The organism is Streptomyces sp. NBC_01381 (genome assembly GCF_026340305.1).
Classification (GTDB): domain Bacteria; phylum Actinomycetota; class Actinomycetes; order Streptomycetales; family Streptomycetaceae; genus Streptomyces.
Genome location: NZ_JAPEPI010000001.1, coordinates 1,239,659 through 1,256,265 on the forward strand (window position 1 = coordinate 1,239,659; position 16,607 = coordinate 1,256,265).

Genomic DNA, 16,607 nt, shown 5'->3' on the forward strand with positions numbered 1-16,607 from the left:
GGGCTGTGGGGCTGCCGGGCTGGGGGCTGTGGGGCTGCGGTCTGCGGTGCGGTGTGTCTTGGGGGCGGGGCTGCGGCTCGGGTGCCTGCTTGCGGTGCGGTGCGTCTTGGGGCGGGGCGGCCGCCTTCGGCCGTGGTGGGGCGCCTTGTCGTCTTGGCGGCCGGGCCGTCGTGGGTGGGGCGCCTCGCCGGTGTGAGGGCGGGGCCGCGCCGGTATGTCCGTACTCGCCATCTCGGTCTGGGCGTCTTGCTGCTTCGGCTGGGGAGTGCTGCGTACCGTGCTCCGTGCGGACATACCGACACGTCCCCTCGTGTCTCGTTGCGCGCTGACGGTGTGTGGGGGCCGATGCCGGTCCCCTCGTGTCTCGTCGCGCGCCAACGGTGTGTGGGGGCCGATGCCCGTGCCCTCGTGTCTCGTCGCGCACTGACGGTGCGTGCGGGCCGATGCCGGTCCCCTCGTGTCTCGTCGCGCGCCAACGGTGTGTGGGGGCCGATGCCGGTCCCCTCGTGTCTCGTCGCGCGCCAACGGTGTGTGGGGGCCGATGCCGGTCCCCTCGTGTCTCGTCGCGCACTGACGGTGCATGGGGGCCGATGTCTGTCCCCTCGCGTCTGGTTGCGCGCTGCCGGTGTGTGAGGCCGTGGTCCGGTCCCTTGCGTACGTCGCGTACTGCGGGTGAGCGGTGCGGTTCCGCCGCCTCCCCCACCCGCCCCGGCAAGTCGCCCGCTGCCGGGCAATCGGGCGGGTGGGCGGGAAAGGCATGTTCGGCGCCCCGAGACTGCGGGACCACCAAAGGGACGCGATACCGTCGAGGCACAGCGCATGCGACGGGCGGTCAACGCAGCCGCCCCGGAGGGGACTTCGTGGGGATCGAGAGCGATCAGCTCGTCTACGACTATCTGAGCCGCGTCGGCGACCTGGCCCAGCAGCGCCAACTGCCGTCAGGCACCCGTATGCGCCTCGTCTCGGAGCTCCGCAACGAGATCGACCGCAGCCGGGCCAAGGCCACGGCCGAGAACCCGGCAGCGATACGCCGCATCCTGGACCGCCTCGGCTCCCCGGAAGACCTCGTCGAGGCGGCAGCTTCCGGTAGTGAAGGTTCCGATGCGGGGCCGCGCCGCTCCCGAGACGTACCCCGCCCCGCCGTCCCCACCCAGCGCCCCGCCGAACCGCCCCAGCGCCCCAAACGCCTGCGCCGCATCATCCCCCGCCCCGCCGCCGACGAACCGGAGCTCCCGCAGGACGACTTCCGCCCGTCGCCGCCGCACCTCGCCGGCACGGACGAGCTGGGCCCGAGCGGCTCCGAGCCCGACTGGTGGCGGGTGGAGCGGGATGACGGCAACGGCCCCTTCGGCTTCGCCGACAGCGTGCCGGGCTTCGTCGGCGGCGTAGAGATCCCCGAAATCCTCAAGCCCCCGGCGAAGAAGCGCCCCGACGACGAGCCCGAAGAGGAGGAGTGGGAGGAGGAAGAGGAAGAGGAGGCAGAGGGAGAGGAGCCCGCTCCCCGGCGGCGCCTGAGGCTGCGCCGCCCGAAGGCCGCCGCCGACCCGCGCCCCGGCTTCAGCAACCCCCTGCTGCTGCTCGCCGCCGCGCTCCTCACCGTCGGCGCGATCCTCGGCAACTGGCTTGCCCTCGGCGGCGGCTGGCTCCTCGCCTACGCCTCGCGCAGGCTCAGCCGCGCCGAGGCCAAATGGGCCGTGCTCGGGCTTCCGGGGCTCTCCGTGGCCGCCGGGATCACCTGGCTGTGGGGCAGGAACGAAGGCCGCTGGGGCGATCCCGTCCGCGACGGCCACATGAACGACGCGATGGCCGACACCTGGCCCTGGGTGGTACGCGGCGCGGCCGTCGCCTCCGCGCTCTACCTGTTGTGGAGATCGCAGCGGCAACGGCCGTGAACCGAGCGGAAGTTACTTCTTCGTCAGGTCCGCCTGCATCTCGTCCAGGATCTTGTTCGCCGCCGTGTAGCCGATGCCCTGGATCCACAGCTCGTCCTCGACCGTGTGGACGTTGCCCGACTTGACCGCCTTCATGTTCTTCCACAGGCTGCTGCCCGTGGTCTGCGTCTGCTTGGCCTTCTTCGGATCGCCGTACGTCGCCTGGAAGATGACGTCGGTGTCGGCGAGGTCGATCTTCTCGGGCGACACGTCGTACGAGAAGCCGTCCTTGGCCTTCGCGGAGATCGGCGCGCGGCCGAGGCCGACGTCCTTCAGGATCGTGGCGATGTAGGTCTGCTCGCCGTAGATGCGGATGTCCGCGCCCTCCACGAAGCGGACGACGTTGACCTCCGTCGCCTTGGCCTTCGCCGGGCCGCCGACGGCCGTGGTGACCTTCTTGGCGTGCGCGTCGTAGGCGGAGACGATCTTCTTCGCCTCGGCCTTCTTGCCCAGCGCGTCGGCGTGCACCTGGAAGTTCTCCTTCCAGGGGTGGCCGGTGTTCTCCGTCATCACGGTCGGCGCGATCTCCTTGAGCTGGTCGTACTTGGCGCCGTGCCGGATCTTGCTGGTGAGGATGACGTCCGGGTCGAGGGCCGCGATGGCCTCCATGTTCGGATTCAGCATCTCGCCGACGTCCTTGATGCCGCTGACCTCGTCCTTGGGCAGGTAGCTCGGGAAGCCCTTGGACGTCTCGACGTGCGTGGCTCCGACCGGCTTCACGCCGAGCGTGATCGCGGAGTCCAGCTCGGCGGTGTCGAGGACGACGACGCGCTTGGGGGCGACCGGGACCTTCACGTCCCCCATGGCCGTCTTGACGACGTGCGTCTTGCCGGAGTTCGCCGCGTCGTCGTCGGAGTCCGACGAGCCGCAGGCCGACAGGGCGAGCGCGCCGCTCAGCGCGAGGGCGCCGGCGGCGAGGGCGCGGCGGTTCTGGGAGCGGGTCATGGCTGTTGGGCCACCTTTCGAGCGGATGAGGAGGGTGCGGAGGGTGCGGAGGACTGCGAACGGGACCCGGCGGCCCACGGCGCCCCGGGGACGACCAGCGGCGATCCGGTCACGGGATCCGGCACCACCACACACTCCAGACCGAAGACCTCGCGCACGAGCTCCTCGGTGACGACATCGGCCGGTGCGCCCTCCGCGACGATCCGGCCCTCCTTCATGGCGACGAGATGGTCGGCGTACCGGGCCGCCTGGTTGAGGTCGTGCAGGACGACGACCACGGTGCGGCCGCGGTCGTGGTTGAGCTGGCGCACCAGGTCGAGGACCTCGACCTGGTGCGAGATGTCGAGATACGTGGTCGGCTCGTCGAGGAGCAGCAGGCCGGTGTCCTGGGCGAGCGCCATCGCGATCCATACACGCTGGCGCTGGCCGCCGGAGAGCTCGTCGACGGAGCGTTCGGCGAGCGCGGACACGTCGGTACGTTCCATCGCCTCCGTCACCGCCTTCTCGTCCTCGTCGGACCACTGCTGCCACCAGCTCTGGTGCGGCTGGCGGCCGCGCGCGACGAGGTCGCCGACGGTGATCGCCTCGGGTGCGACGGGCGTCTGCGGGAGCAGCCCGATCTGCTGGGCGATCTTCTTGGTGGGGAGCTTGGCGAGGGCCTCGCCGTCCAGGAGGACCGCGCCGCTCTTCGGCTTGAGGAGGCGGCCGAGGGCCCGCAGGGTGGTCGACTTCCCGCAGGCGTTGGGGCCGACGATGACCGTGACCTCGCCGTCCGGGATCGCGAGGTCGAGGGCGTGCACGACCTCACGGTCCTCGTAGGCGAGGGTCAGCTCGCGGGCGCTGAGGCGGGCATTCAGACAGGCGCCGGTCACGAGGTGCCTCCAGTGCGGACGGAACGGCTGCGGACGATGAGCCAGATCAGGTACGGGGCTCCGACGGCCGCGGTCAGCACACCCACCGGGAGTTCCGTGGGCGAGAAGAGCCGGCGGGCGAGGAGGTCGGCGATGACCATGATCAGCGCGCCGAGCAGCGCCGAGCAGAGCAGCGGGATCTGCGCGGTGCGGGTCATCCTGCGGGCGATCTGCGGGGCCAGCAGCGCCACGAAGTCGACGGGCCCCGCGGCGCCGGTCGCCACGGAGGCGAGGACGACGCCGAGCAGCACGAGACCGAGGCGTACGTGTCCCAGGCGCACCCCGAGCGCGGTCGCCGTGTCGTCGTCCATGGTCACGGAGCGCTGGGCGCGGGCCGCCCACGCGATGAACGGGAGCAGCACGAGCAGGGTCAGGCCGAGCGGCTCCGCCTCCGCCCAGCCGCGGCCGTTGAGCGAGCCCGTCATCCAGATCTGCGCCTGCTGGGCGACGAGATAGTCGCCCTTGGTCATGAAGAGCGTGGTGATGGACCGCAGGGCGATGGCGAAGCCGATGCCGATGAGCACGAAGCGGGTGGCGTGCAGGCCGCCGCGCCAGGCGAAGACGTACACGAGAGCGGCGGCGGCGACTCCGCCGAGCACCGAGAGATACGGAAGGACGGTGTACGAGGTGACCCCGAGGGTCATCGCACCCACCGTGACGGCGCTCGCGCCCTGGCTGATGCCGATGATGTCGGGGCTCGCGAGGGGGTTGCGGGCGACGGTCTGGATCAGCCCGCCGGCGACGCCGAACGCGGCGCCGACGAGGAGGCCGACGACCATGCGGGGTTCGCGCAGCGTGCCCACGACCAGCTCGTCGGGGGACGGCTGCCCGAAGACGACCTTCAGGGCTTCGGCGGGCTGGACGAAGGACTCGCCTATGCAGAGGTACGCGAGACAGCTGGCTGCCAGCAGGGCGCTTAGGGCGAGGGTTACTGAGGCTGCCCGGCGGTGCACCAGGAAGGCTGCTTTGCGGACCCGGAGCACCGAATACCCAGCCGGACGCAGCTTTTTCGGTGGCCCGGCAGTGGGCGTTGTGCCCACCCGTTCCGCCGTGCGGAACGCCTGCCCACAACGAGGGCGGTCTGTCATGCCGCCACCACCTTCCGGCGCACGAGCGTCACCAGGAACGGCACCCCGATCAGCGCGGTCATCACCCCGGCCGGTACCTCGCTCGGCGGAAAGATCACCCGCCCCACCGTGTCGGAGACGAGGAGCATCACCGGCCCCAGGACAGCGGCCATAGGAAGCACCCAGCGATGCCCGCTGCCCACGATCGCGCGAGCGATGTGCGGTACGGCGAGCCCGATGAAGGCGATGGGCCCGGCGGCCGCGACCCCGGCGCCGGTGAGCACGGTGGCGCCAAGTCCGCCGACGATCCGCACCGTCGCGACCTTCTGCCCGAGCCCCTTGGCCACGTCCTCCCCGAGGGCGAGCGCATCGAGCCCGCGCGCCACGGACAGCACGAGCAGCAGCCCCACGAGCAGGAACGGCCAGATCTGCCCGACGACCTCCGTGTCACGACCGGAGAGCGAACCCACCTGCCAGAAGCGGAACTCGTCCAGGGCGGAGGCCTTGGTGGTGAGGACGGCGGTGGTCAGGGAGACGAGGAGCGCGTTGATCGCGGCGCCGCCGAGCGCGAGCTTCACGGGGGTCGCCCCGCCCCGTCCGCTCGCGGCGATCGCGTACACCGCGACGGACGCGATGCCCGCGCCGACGAAGGCGTACCAGACGTACCCGGTCAGCGTGTGGACCCCGGCGAAGGCGATCGCCATGACGACGCCCACCGACGCGCCCTGGCTGACGCCGAGGATGCCGGGGTCGGCGATGGGGTTGCGGGTGATGCCCTGCAGGACGGTGCCCGCCAGGGCGAGCGCGGCGCCCACCATCAGGCCGATGACCGTACGCGGCACCCGCATCTCGCGGACGACCTCGGCGGCGTCGCTGTGCCCGCCGTGCAGCAGGGCGTCGAAGACGGCGGACGGCGCGATCGCGCGGGCGCCGACGGAGAGGCTGAGCAGGACCGCGAGCAGCAGGGCCAGCACGGCCGCCGTCATCGCGACAGCGCGTCTGGCTGGCACACGCATCGGCTGAGCTCGTTTCGGAAGAATCGGCAGGGTGGAGGTACGGCGGTACATCAGGGGCAAAGCAGAGGTAAGGCTTGGCTAAGCCTAAGGGGGACCTCAGCCCCCGTCCCCCGGCCGTCGGGCCTCTGCACAATGGCCCCATGACCTCTCGCGCTCCGACGGTCGGTTTCGACCTCGACATGACCCTGATCGACTCCCGCCCGGGCATCAAGGCGGCCTACGAGGCACTGTCCGCGGAGACGGGGACGTACATAGACGCCGACTTGGCCATCACCCGCCTCGGCCCGCCCCTTGATGAGGAGCTGCGCCACTGGTTCCCCGAGGACAAGATCCAGGAGATGGGCGACCGTTACCGTGAGATCTATCCCACATACGCCATCGCGCCGGCGCTCGCGATGCCCGGCGCCCGGGAGGCCGTCGCCGCGGTCCGCGAGCACGGCGGCCGCGCGATCGTGGTGACCGCCAAGCACGAGCCCAACGCCAAGCTGCACCTGGCGCACCTCGGCATCGAGGCGGACGCGGTGATCGGCTGGCTGTGGGCCGAGGCGAAGGCGGAGGCGCTGCGCGAGCACGACGCGGCGGTGTACGTCGGCGATCACACCGGTGATGTACGCGGCGCGCGTACGGCCGGCGCGCTGTCCGTCGCGGTGCCGACCGGGCCGTGCGACGCAGCCGAACTGCGCGCGGCGGGCGCGGACGTCGTGCTCACCGACCTGACGGAATTCCCCGCCTGGCTCGCGTCGTACGCCGCCGACGCCGCCGCTAAGTAGCGGCGGACCTGGCCTGGCGGCGCTGGACGGCGATACCGCGCAGCACTCCCGCCCCGGCGACGAGGAATCCGACCCCCATCAGCATGCACACCGCGTACGCGATGGACGGGAAGGGATCCGTGCCGAGGAAAAGCGGGGCCACTGTGACGAGAGTGGCCACGGCTCCGACGAAGAAGACGATCGCGCCGGCACGGACCAGGCCATCGCCCGGTCCGGCTGAATTCGCTTGGGTTTTGTCACGCACCCCACCAGGGTAGTTCCCAGCGCGAAGGAAGAATCCGGGGACGTCTTGTCACCGGCTCCCGGACCAATAGTCTTGGTCCTGGCGGGTCGGGCGACCCGCTGTAGTGCTATCCAGAGCCGTTTTTCCGCGGCATAGACGAGTACGACGACAAGTACGAGGACGAGGACTTCACGTGCCTACCGGCAAGGTCAAGTGGTTCAACAGCGAGAAGGGCTTCGGCTTTCTCTCCCGCGATGACGGCGGCGACGTCTTCGTGCATTCCTCCGTACTGCCCGCCGGCGTCGACACACTCAAGCCCGGACAGCGCGTCGAGTTCGGCGTCGTCGCGGGCCAGCGCGGTGACCAGGCCCTTTCGGTCACGATCCTCGACCCGACGCCGTCGGTCGCGGCGGCCCAGCGCCGTAAGCCGGACGAACTGGCCTCCATCGTGCAGGACTTGACGACGCTCCTGGAGAACATCACGCCGATGCTGGAGAAGGGCCGTTACCCGGACAAGGCATCCGGCGCGAAGATCGCCGGCCTGCTCCGTGCGGTGGCGGACCAGCTGGACGTCTGACCGAGCTGTTCTTTCCGTACGCACGCGGGGCGGGCCGAGGCTTTTCGGCCCGCCTTGCGTACGAGATCTAGCCGAAGTTCAGCGCACCGGGCGGCAGCGCCGGGACAAGACCCTCCGCGGCGGCCCGTGTCAGCAGCCCCCGGACCGCCGCATATCCGCTCTCGCCGAGATCCGCGGTGAACTCGTTCACGTACAGACCGATGTGCTGGTCGGCGACCGCCGGGTCCATCTCCTGCGCGTGCTCAAGGACGTAGGGCCGGGATGCCTCGGGGTCGTCCCAGGCCATGCGCACGGAGGTCCGCGCCGCGTCGGCGAGCTGCCGCAGCCGCTCGGCGCCGAGCGACCGCTTGGCGATGATCGCGCCCAGCGGGATCGGCAGGCGTGTCGTCTGCTCCCAGTGCTCGCCCATGTCGGCGAGGCAGTGCAGGCCGTAGTTCTGGTAGGTGAAGCGCGCCTCGTGGATGACGAGCCCCGCGTCGACCTTTCCGTCCCGCACCGCGGGCATGATCTGGTCGAAGGGCAGCACCACGATCTCGCCGACGCCACCACCGGTCAGGGTGTCCGCGGCCCAGAGCCGGAACAGCAGATACGCCGTCGACTTCTCGCTCGGCACCGCCACCGTCTTGCCGGTGAGATCGACCCCGGCCTCCCGGGTGAGCACCAGCGGTCCGCAGCCCCGCCCGAGCGCCCCGCCGCACGGCAGCAGCGCGTACTCGTCGAGGACCCAGGGCAGCACGGCGTACGACACCTTCAGGACGTCGAACTCGCCGCGCTCCGCCATGCCGTTGGTGATGTCGATGTCCGCGAAGGTGACGTCGAGCTCGGGCGCGCCGGGCACCCGGCCGTGCGCCCAGGCGTCGAAGACGAACGTGTCGTTGGGGCAGGGCGAGTACGCGATCTGCAGCGGCCGGTCCACCTGGGCCTGGGTCTCAGTCATGCCTCTTCCAACTCTCCAGTACGGGCGCGAACTTCCCGAACGCGTCAGTCAGCGCGGCGAGCGCGTCGCCGATCCGCCAGGCGCCGCGGTCCCGCGGCCCGACGGCGTTGGAGACCGCGCGGATCTCCAGGACGGGCAGTCCGTACGCGGCGGCCGCCTCGGCGACCCCGAACCCCTCCATCGCCTCGGCGAGCGCACCGGGGTGGCGCCGCCGCAGCTCGGCGGCGCGCTCGGCGGAGCCGGTCACGGTGGAGACGGTGAGGACACCGCCGGCCCGGCCGCCGGTCGCCGCGGCCACGTCGCGTACGAGGGACGGCGGCGGGAGGTGCGTGACGGCACCGAACCCTAGTTCGGTGACCGGCAGGAACCCGTCGGGCGTCTGGGCGCCCAGATCGGCCGCGGTGATCTCGTCGGCGACGACGAGGGAGCCGACGGGCGCGCCGGGCTGGAAGCCGCCGCCGATTCCGGCGGAGACGACGAGGTCGTACGTGCCGCGCGCGATGGCGGCCGCGGTGTGCGCGGCAGCGGCGGCGGGGCCCACCCCGGCGGCGACGACATCGCCGTACTCAGAAGGCAGGCCCTTGGCCACCGCGTCCCGTTCGGCCGGGACGGCGGTGGCCACCAGAACACGTACCGAAGCCGTGGTCAGGAGTCCTTCTCGAGCTTGAACGACCACAGGCCCGTCGCCTTGGAGCCGGAGCCCTTGCCGCCCTCGAGCAGGCTGACGGTGGTGGCGTTGGTGCCGCCGCCGTACTGCTGGTTGAAGAAGACGCTGCCCGGGATGACGACGTACGTCTTGTCGCTGGACTCGGTGAGCGGCTGACCGTTCATCAGGAGCGTCCAGCCCTTCTCGGCGATCTCCGGGTCGACGCCGAAGCGGACCTTCTCGTCGGGATCGACCTTGATGGACTTGACGTCCTTGTCCTTCAGGCAGCCCTGCAGCTGAGACTGCTTGAGCTCCTCGCCGTCGTTGTAGCAGGAGGCCTCGGTGTTCACCGAGTTGCTGCCGACCGTGACGGTGGCGAGCGGCGTCGGCTTGTCGCAGGCGGACAGGACGAGGAGTCCGGCGGAGACAGCGCCAATGGCAGCCACGGAACGGCGGCGGCGCGCCGAGCTGTGAACGTGTGCGGCTCCGCCGCGGAGCAGGGAGGTCATGGGCGAAGGCTATCGGGCACCTCGTGCCGTCCTGCCACGTGGGGGTCGCGGCGTGCCGCACCCGCGATGTGACGGGCTCACGCCACCCGGCGCCGCTGCGGGCCGCCGTGCCGGGCCGCCGCGAGGAGGCCCCGCACGGTCGACAGCCAGCCGATGGCGACGATCGCGGCGGCCACCGAGAGGCCGAGCGACCCGTTCAGCGGCAGCGCCATGCCGATGCCGCCGCCGATCACCCAGGCCACCTGAAGCGTCGTCTCCGAGCGGGCGAAGGCGGAGGTCCGCACCTCTTCCGGGACGTCCCGCTGGATCAGCGCGTCCAGGGACAGCTTCGACATGGCCTGCGCGAAGCCCGCGACGGCGCCCAGGCAGGCGACGCCGACCGCCGAGAAGAACAGCGCGGCGGTGATCGCGACGGCGAGGACGAAGGCGACGACGGTCACGATGATGATCTCCGGCGCCCGCGACTTCAGCCCGGCACCGACGGCTGTGCCGAGCGCGTTCCCCACGCCGGCCGCGATCCCCACTATCCCCAGGGACACCGCCGCGCTCTGCCCGGCGAGCGGCTCCTCGCGCAGAAGGAAGGCGAGGAAGAAGATCAGAAACCCGGAGAGACAGCGCAGTGAGGCGTTGACGGCGAGGGCGTGGGTGACGGCGGGTCCGACGGTACGCAGCCCCAGTTTCCGCTTCTTGCTGGTGTCCGCCGCGGCTTCGGCCCGCGCGTGCAGATGCAGATGTTCCTCGTCGGCGGCGAGCAGCGCCTTGCTCTCGCCCTTCGCGGAGTCGACCTTGGGCGGCAGCGAGAGGGACAGGAACATCCCGACGACGAAGATCACAAAGGCGCCGTAGAGCGGCCAGCGCGGCCCGAGCGCCTGCAGCCCCGCCCCGATGGGCGCGGCGATACCGGTGGCGAGCAGCCCACCCAGGGTGACTCTGGAGTTGGCCTTGACCAGCGAGAACCCGGCGGGCAGGAGTCTGGGCACGACAGCGCTGCGGACGACCCCGTAGGCCTTGGAGGCGACGAGCACCCCGAGTGCGGCGGGATAGAGCTGGATGCTCCCCGTGATCACCGCTTCCGACAGGAGCAGGGCGAGCAGCGCACGGGCCAGCATCGCGGCGGCCATCGCGTAGCGGCGGCCGTGCGGGAGGCGGTCCAGAAGCGGGCCGATGACGGGGGCCAGGAGGGTGAAGGGCGCCATGGTGATGGCGAGATAGAGGGCGACACGGCCGCGGGCCTCGTCCGTCGGCACGGAGAAGAACACGGTCGACGCGAGCGCGACGGTGATCATGACGTCGCCCGCGCCGTTCACGGCGTGCAGCTCGATGAGCTTGCCGAGCCCGGACTCGCCCGCGCCGTGCGCGTGCGTGGCCTTCCTGATGCCGCGGGCGGTACCGGTGAAGGGCAGATGCAGGGCACGCCCGACGGAACGGACGGCCCTGCTCAGCGCCGAGCCCGCTCCGCTGTTTCCCTGAGAGGACCTTGCGGCGGCCACCTCGTCATAGTGCCCTCTATCGGGCCGCGCTAGTGCGCATCGACAGCCGGGTACGCGGGGTAATCAGGTGGGTGGGCGGGAAAATCCCCCGCGAAGCGGCGGGCGCGGGCGGCCCCCGCCACGGGGGCCGGGCACGCCGGTGTAGGCCCAGGGGCCAGGAGAAGGTAGCGTGCGTAGCGCGCCTGCGGCGGTAGTTCTTGGCCGCGCGCCTCTCGCTCATCCCGCAGAATGGATGACGTAGGGGTGCGCCCGAGGACGTTCGGGCGCGGACGTCGACGCGGCCCTTTGGTCCGCTCCGTCCGCACTCCCGCGTATGGGTGGCGCACTCGTGAGACGGCGTAGGAGAGAAGCGATACCTGTGAGCGCAGCGACAACGCGAAGCCGTACCCCGCGTACCCCGCGTACTCCCGACCGCCTGTGCGCCGAGGCGGTGGGAATGGCCCGTGAGGCGGCCGAGGAGGCCGCCGCACCGGGTGTCGTCGGTGAGCACGTCGATGTCGTGGTCGAGGGCGACCGCGTGGTCACGCACCTGTTCGAATGCAAGGAGTTCGGCTACCGGGGCTGGCGCTGGGCGGTGACGGTGGCGCGCGCCTCGCGGGCCAAGTTCGTCACGCTCGACGAGACGGTGCTTCTTCCGGGCCCCGACGCCTTGCTGGCCCCCGAGTGGGTGCCGTGGAGCGAGCGTCTGCGCCCCGGCGACATGGGCCCGGGCGACCTCCTCCCGACGGACGCCGAGGACCTCCGCCTGGAGCCCGGCTTCTCCGGCGAGGAGGAGCCGCCGCCGAATTCCGCGGTCTCCGAGGAGATGGCGGAGCTGGTCGAGGCGGAGGACGCCGAGGTGACGTCGGGGCCGCCGGCCGAGCTCCCGATGGCCCCCGCGCGCGGCTCCATCGCCGCGATCGCCGACGAGCTCGGCATGCGCAGGGCCCGTGTCCTTTCCCGGTACGGCCTGCATGCCGCGGCCGATCGCTGGGAGGAGACGCACGGCGCGAAGACCGCGATGGCGCAGGCGGCGCCTGCGACCTGTGTCAGCTGCGGCTTCCTCGCCCCGATCGGCGGGTCGCTCGGCCAGGCGTTCGGGGTGTGCGCGAACGAGTTCGGTCCTGCGGACGGCCAGGTGGTGTCTCTCGCGTACGGCTGCGGTGGGCACTCGGAGGCCGCCGTCATGCCGCGGCCCTCGCGCCCCGCGGAACCGGTCCTCGACGAGACCCGCGTCGACGTCCTCCCCCTGCGTCCGTCCCCCGACTCGGGCTCGGTCCTGCCGGAGGGCCCGAGCGAGGACCTCGGCCACTCCTGAGCTCCCGCTGGGGGCAGCCGACTCCTGGGCGGGCCCGCGGTCCCTTCGCGCTCCGCGCGGATTCTTTCCCGCCCACCCACCCGATTGCCCTGCGGTTCGCCCTCGGCCCGGGGCTCCGTGTGGCTGTGGGTTTTTGTCTGCGGCGAGTCGGGGTTCCTTCCCGCGCTCCGCGCGGATCTTTTCCCGCCCACCCACCCGATCACCCCGCAGGGCAATCGGGTGGGTGGGCGGGAAGAACCCGCGCGGAGCGCGGGAGGTCACGGGCGGCTCGCAGCCGAGAGACGTACCGCGGTCCGTGGCTGCCGGGTGATCGGGTGGGCTGGGTGGGGAAATCCCGCGCGGAGCGCGGGAATGTCCGCTGTCGGCCGCACTCCCGACCGCCGGAACCGCCCCGTCCCTGTCGACTGCGGAGTAATCGGGTGGGTGGGCGGGACAAGCCCGCGCGGAGCGCGGGAAAGTCACCCACCGGCCGACAGCCGAAGGACCGGCCCACCCCGCCGGAGGCAGCCGCACTGCCCGAGGCCCCCCGGCCACGCGATACCGTTCGCCCCGCGAACCAAGCGAGGGAGACGACACCGTGAGCAAGACCGTGCGGCCGGCGGCCGAGGGGACTGACCCGTTCGGCACGGCTCGGCTCCGACGGGGAGTCCTCGATTCCTGGGCGGCAAGCCCGGCGAGGTTCCGCGAGGACGCCAACGCCGAGGAGGACCTCGCCCTCGGCGGCTACCGTGACCGCCTCGTCGTCGAGCTGGCGCAGAACGCCGCCGACGCCGCGGCCCGCGCCGGGGCACGGGGCCGCCTCGCCCTCACCCTCCGGGACGGAGTCCTCGCCGCCGCCAACAACGGCGCCCCCCTCGACGCCGCCGGCGTCGAGTCCCTCTCCACCCTCCGCGCCTCCGCCAAGCGGGAGGGGCACGAGGAGACCGCCGTCGGGCGGTTCGGCGTCGGCTTCGCCGCCGTGCTCGCCGTCTCCGACGAGCCCGCCGTCGTCGGGCGTACCGGCGGAGTCCGCTGGTCCCTCGGCGAGGCACGCGAACTCGCCGCCGAAACCGCCCGGTTCAGCCCCGGCCTCGGCGACGAGATCCGGCGCCGTGACGGGCATGTGCCGCTGCTGCGGCTGCCGCTCGCCGCCGAAGGCACCGCCCCGGACGGGTACGACACCGTCGTCATCCTGCCGCTGCGCGACGCCGCCGCCGAGGATCTCGTCACCCGGCTCCTTGAGGGGATCGACGATGCGCTGCTCCTCGCCCTCCCCGGACTTGAAGAAGTCGTCGTGCAGGTCGCGGACGCCGAGCCGCGCGTCCTTCGCCGCACCGCCGGGGACGGATTCGTCGACGTATCCGACAGCCGTGAGGACCCGGAAGGCCGTACGACCCGCTGGCGTACCGTCAGCCGACAAGGCCCCCTGGAGCAGGAGCTGCTCGCCGGCCGCCCCGTCGAGGAGCGGCTGCGGCCCCACTGGTCCGTGACCTGGGCCGTTCCCACCGACCACGACGGCGCCCCGCGGCCGCCCCGCGGCGCCCCCGTGCTGCACGCGCCGACGCCGAGCGACGAGCCGCTCGGCGTGCCCGCGCTGCTCATCGCCTCGTTCCCGCTCGACACGACCCGGCGGCATGCCGCGCCGGGTCCGCTGACCGACTTCCTCGTGCAGCGGGCGGCCGACGCATACGCCGAACTCCTCGCCGGCTGGCGGCCCGTGGGGGAGGGGATCATCGGTCTCGTCCCCGGGCCGCTCGGCAAGAGCGAACTCGACGGTGCGCTGCGCCAGGCCATCCTCGACCGGCTGCCCCGCACCGCCTTCCTGCCGCCCGCCGTCGAGCCCGCCGCCCCGAAGGACGACGCGTCGGACGTCCCCGACTGGGAGGTTCCCGTCGCGCTGCGGCCCCGTGACGCGGAGGTCGTGGAGGGCGCGGGCGCCGAGACCGTACGCGTCCTCGCCGACGTTCTTCCCAGCCTGCTGCCCGCCGGGCTCGAGCGCCGCGCCGAGCTGCGCACCCTCGGCGTCGCCCGGGTCCCGCTGACCGAGGCGATCGACCGCCTTGCCGGTCTGGAGAAGGACCCTGACTGGTGGCGGCAGTTGTACGACGCCCTCGCCGGTGTCGATCCGGACCGGCTGACGGGCCTGCCTGTCCCGCTCGCCGACGGGCGTACGACGATCGGGCCCCGTCAGGTCCTGCTGCCCCTCACGGGCGCGGACAGCGAGGACGGCGACCCCGCGGCCCTCGCCCGGCTCGGCCTGAAGGTCGCGCACCCCGACGCCGTCCACCCCCTCCTGGAGAAGCTCGGCGCACTGCCCGCCACGCCCCGCGCCGTCCTGACGACCCCGCAGGTCCGTGCCGCCGTCGCGGCCTCCCTCGACGACGACACCTGGGACGAGGACGCCCTCGATGCCGAGGAGCTGGCGGATCTTGTCCTCGGACTCGTCCGTGGGGCGAACCTCGCGCCCGGCGACGAGCCCTGGCTCGGCGCGCTCGCGCTGCCCGACGAGGACGGCGAACCGGCACCCGCCGGTGAACTCGTGCTGCCCGGCAGCCCGTTCGCCGAGGTCATGCGCGAGGACGAACTCGCCATGGTGGACGCCGATCTCGCCGACCGCTGGGGCGAGCAGCCGCTGGCCGCGTGCGGCGTCCTGGCGACCTTCGCCCTGGTCCGCGCCACGGATGTCGTACTCGACCCCGACGAACTGGAGCCGCGCGAAGGGGACTTCGCCGAGCCCGACGACGCGGGGCTGCTCGACGCGGTCGACGTGTGGTGCGAGGACGTGCTCGACCGGCTTCCGGACACGCCCGTACCGCCGGTCGCGACCGAGATCGTCGCCGTACGGGATCTCGATCTGGTCGACGAGGACCGCTGGCCGCAGGCGCTGGCCCTGCTCTCGCGCCCGCCGCTGCGGGACGCGCTGACGCAGCCGCTGCGGATCCTGCTCCCGGACGGCACGACGGAGACCGTCCGGTCGTACACGGCGTGGTGGCTGCGCGGTAACCCGGTCCTCGGCGGCCGTCGTCCCGCGGGTCTGCGGGCCTCGGGCGGCGACCCGCTGCTCGAAGGTCTCTACGACGCCGCCGACGCCTCCGGTTTCGACGACGAGCAGGTCCTTCGCGCCCTCGGCGTACGCACGTCCGTCGCCGCCCTCCTGGAGGAGCCGGGCGGCGCCGCCGAGCTGCTCGACCGGCTCGCGGACCCGGAGCGGACCGTTTCGGCGGCCCAACTGCACGCCCTGTACGGCGCCTTGGCCGACCTGGACCCGGAGCAGGTCACGCTGCCGGACGAGGTGCGGGCCGTGGTGGACGGCGAGGTCGTCGTGGTGGACGTGACGGACGCGGTGGTCGCGGACGCCCCCGACCTGCTGCCGGTGGCCGACGGCGTGGCACTGCTGCCGGTGCAGCCCCGCAAGGCGGCGGACCTGGCCGAGCTGTTCCAGGTGCGCAGGCTGAGCGAGACGGCGGCGGTGGAGCCGGCCGGGGAGGGCGCGGAGCACCCGGTGCCGGATTCGGTACGGATCCTGCTCGGTCCCGCGACCCCGGAGACGTACATCGAGCACGACGAGCTGATCGCGGGCGGCGTGGAGCTGGACTGGCGCCGGATGCCGGACGGCACGATCCACGCGGCGACGCTGGAGGGCGTGGCCGCGGGGCTCGCCTGGGCGGCGGGGCAGTGGCCGCGGCGTTTCGAGGTGGCGGCGCTGCTTGAGGATCCGTCCCGGACGGAGGAGCTGGAGCGGGACCGCTGGTTCGACTGAGGGGCCGCGCGGCTGCCGCGAACCCCCAGGCTCGACTTCAGATTACGTTCTGAGTGTTGTTGGGGGATGAGCCTCAGCCAGAGTGAAGCCGTGACGTTCTCGGACCTCTCCCGCAATCCGAAGGCTGTTGCCGAGCGGGCGGCACGGCTGGGCAGGCTGCGCATCACCCACCGGGACGCGCGGGACTTCTACCTGACCGATGCCGACCGTGAGGACCAGCGCGACCAGTCCCTGACCTCGGCCTCCCGGGTGTTCGTCGCCCTGATGCGCGACGACGCGAGCCTCCGAGCGCTGCTCGTCGCCATACCGGAAGTCTTCCCTTGGGCGCGGCATCTCGCGGACCGGGAGGTCCGGGAATTCACGGTCGAGCTGGTCGAAGCGTTGTCGGACGCGGCCGAACTGGACCTCGACCGCAACGCCGCCGAGGTCATCGCGGGCTGGCGCGCCACGGCCCGCATCAAGGCCGACCCCGCCGAGTACCGCGAGGCCAAGGAGCCCACTGAGGGTGACTTCGGGCCTGTGCAGATCACCGGATGACGCCGAAGCGTG

General features: G+C 72.3%; 15 protein-coding genes. 6 read left to right on the top strand and 9 right to left on the bottom strand.

The window, feature by feature from the left end:
- Positions 1-860: 860 nt before the first annotated feature.
- Positions 861-1,892: a hypothetical protein gene (locus tag OG453_RS06045; RefSeq protein ID WP_266865209.1), complete on the top strand. Its 1,032-nt coding sequence runs from the start codon at positions 861-863 to the stop codon at positions 1,890-1,892.
- 12 nt (positions 1,893-1,904) lie between these two features.
- Here OG453_RS06045 and OG453_RS06050 read toward each other — a convergent pair whose 3' ends face one another.
- From OG453_RS06050 to OG453_RS06065, 4 genes are read right to left on the bottom strand one after another with little or no spacing between them, the layout of a single operon-like run.
- Positions 1,905-2,876 carry an ABC transporter substrate-binding protein gene (locus tag OG453_RS06050; RefSeq protein WP_266865211.1) on the bottom strand — a complete coding sequence of 324 codons (972 nt, stop codon included), beginning with the start codon at positions 2,874-2,876 and terminating at the stop codon, positions 1,905-1,907.
- A complete protein-coding gene (locus OG453_RS06055) occupies positions 2,873-3,748 on the bottom strand; it encodes an ABC transporter ATP-binding protein (RefSeq protein ID WP_266865213.1) in 876 nt (291 codons plus the stop codon). The genes OG453_RS06050 and OG453_RS06055 overlap by 4 nt, the downstream gene beginning before the upstream one ends.
- Entirely contained in the window at positions 3,745-4,875 is a 1,131-nt protein-coding gene (locus OG453_RS06060; protein ID WP_266865215.1) for an iron chelate uptake ABC transporter family permease subunit, read from the bottom strand. Before OG453_RS06060 ends, OG453_RS06055 begins: the two co-directional genes overlap by 4 nt.
- Positions 4,872-5,870 (bottom strand): iron ABC transporter permease, encoded by a 999-nt coding sequence (locus OG453_RS06065; protein WP_266865217.1) that lies wholly within the window; start codon positions 5,868-5,870, stop codon positions 4,872-4,874. Before OG453_RS06065 ends, OG453_RS06060 begins: the two co-directional genes overlap by 4 nt.
- A gap of 140 nt (positions 5,871-6,010) precedes the next feature.
- Here OG453_RS06065 and OG453_RS06070 point away from each other — a divergent pair, with 140 nt between their 5' ends.
- A complete protein-coding gene (locus OG453_RS06070; RefSeq protein ID WP_266865219.1) occupies positions 6,011-6,640 on the top strand; it encodes an HAD family hydrolase in 630 nt (209 codons plus the stop codon).
- Here the strand turns inward: OG453_RS06070 and OG453_RS06075 are convergent.
- Positions 6,633-6,884 (bottom strand): hypothetical protein, encoded by a 252-nt coding sequence (locus OG453_RS06075; protein ID WP_266865221.1) that lies wholly within the window; start codon positions 6,882-6,884, stop codon positions 6,633-6,635. The two genes, OG453_RS06070 and OG453_RS06075, sit on opposite strands and share 8 nt — an antisense overlap.
- Before the next feature lie 172 nt (positions 6,885-7,056).
- Here OG453_RS06075 and OG453_RS45105 point away from each other — a divergent pair, with 172 nt between their 5' ends.
- The gene (locus tag OG453_RS45105) at positions 7,057-7,440 is read left to right on the top strand and encodes a cold-shock protein (RefSeq protein ID WP_055701393.1); all 384 of its coding nucleotides are present in this window, start codon (positions 7,057-7,059) and stop codon (positions 7,438-7,440) included.
- Between the two features lie 67 nt (positions 7,441-7,507).
- Here the strand turns inward: OG453_RS45105 and OG453_RS06085 are convergent, their stop codons facing one another.
- The 4 genes from OG453_RS06085 to OG453_RS06100 all read right to left on the bottom strand — a co-directional run bounded on the left by OG453_RS06085 (position 7,508) and on the right by OG453_RS06100 (position 11,022).
- Entirely contained in the window at positions 7,508-8,377 is an 870-nt protein-coding gene (locus OG453_RS06085; RefSeq protein WP_266865223.1) for a 1,4-dihydroxy-6-naphthoate synthase, read from the bottom strand.
- Positions 8,370-9,053 carry a futalosine hydrolase gene (locus OG453_RS06090; RefSeq protein WP_266865225.1) on the bottom strand — a complete coding sequence of 228 codons (684 nt, stop codon included), beginning with the start codon at positions 9,051-9,053 and terminating at the stop codon, positions 8,370-8,372. The genes OG453_RS06085 and OG453_RS06090 overlap by 8 nt, the downstream gene beginning before the upstream one ends.
- Positions 9,023-9,532, bottom strand: coding sequence for a DUF2771 domain-containing protein (locus OG453_RS06095; protein WP_266865227.1), 510 nt, complete (start codon positions 9,530-9,532; stop codon positions 9,023-9,025). The genes OG453_RS06090 and OG453_RS06095 overlap by 31 nt, the downstream gene beginning before the upstream one ends.
- Before the next feature lie 77 nt (positions 9,533-9,609).
- The gene (locus OG453_RS06100; protein WP_266865229.1) at positions 9,610-11,022 is read right to left on the bottom strand and encodes an MFS transporter; all 1,413 of its coding nucleotides are present in this window, start codon (positions 11,020-11,022) and stop codon (positions 9,610-9,612) included.
- A 358-nt stretch (positions 11,023-11,380) separates the two neighbouring features.
- Here OG453_RS06100 and OG453_RS06105 point away from each other — a divergent pair, with 358 nt between their 5' ends.
- The 3 genes from OG453_RS06105 (at position 11,381) to OG453_RS06115 (ending at position 16,595) form a co-directional block, all read left to right on the top strand.
- Positions 11,381-12,319, top strand: coding sequence for a DUF3027 domain-containing protein (locus tag OG453_RS06105; protein WP_266865231.1), 939 nt, complete (start codon positions 11,381-11,383; stop codon positions 12,317-12,319).
- A 577-nt stretch (positions 12,320-12,896) separates the two neighbouring features.
- Positions 12,897-16,058 (top strand): sacsin N-terminal ATP-binding-like domain-containing protein, encoded by a 3,162-nt coding sequence (locus OG453_RS06110; protein WP_266865233.1) that lies wholly within the window; start codon positions 12,897-12,899, stop codon positions 16,056-16,058.
- A gap of 90 nt (positions 16,059-16,148) precedes the next feature.
- Positions 16,149-16,595 (top strand): prevent-host-death family protein, encoded by a 447-nt coding sequence (locus tag OG453_RS06115; protein ID WP_266865235.1) that lies wholly within the window; start codon positions 16,149-16,151, stop codon positions 16,593-16,595.
- Positions 16,596-16,607: the final 12 nt, after the last annotated feature.

Coding starts and splice junctions, on each gene's coding strand:
- OG453_RS06050 (WP_266865211.1), bottom strand. CDS start 2,876: ATGACCCGCTCCCAGAACCGCCGCGCCCTCGCCGCCGGCGCCCTCGCG.
- OG453_RS06060 (WP_266865215.1), bottom strand. CDS start 4,875: ATGACAGACCGCCCTCGTTGTGGGCAGGCGTTCCGCACGGCGGAACGG.
- OG453_RS06065 (WP_266865217.1), bottom strand. CDS start 5,870: ATGCGTGTGCCAGCCAGACGCGCTGTCGCGATGACGGCGGCCGTGCTG.
- OG453_RS06070 (WP_266865219.1), top strand. CDS start 6,011: ATGACCTCTCGCGCTCCGACGGTCGGTTTCGACCTCGACATGACCCTG.
- OG453_RS06085 (WP_266865223.1), bottom strand. CDS start 8,377: ATGACTGAGACCCAGGCCCAGGTGGACCGGCCGCTGCAGATCGCGTAC.
- OG453_RS06095 (WP_266865227.1), bottom strand. CDS start 9,532: ATGACCTCCCTGCTCCGCGGCGGAGCCGCACACGTTCACAGCTCGGCG.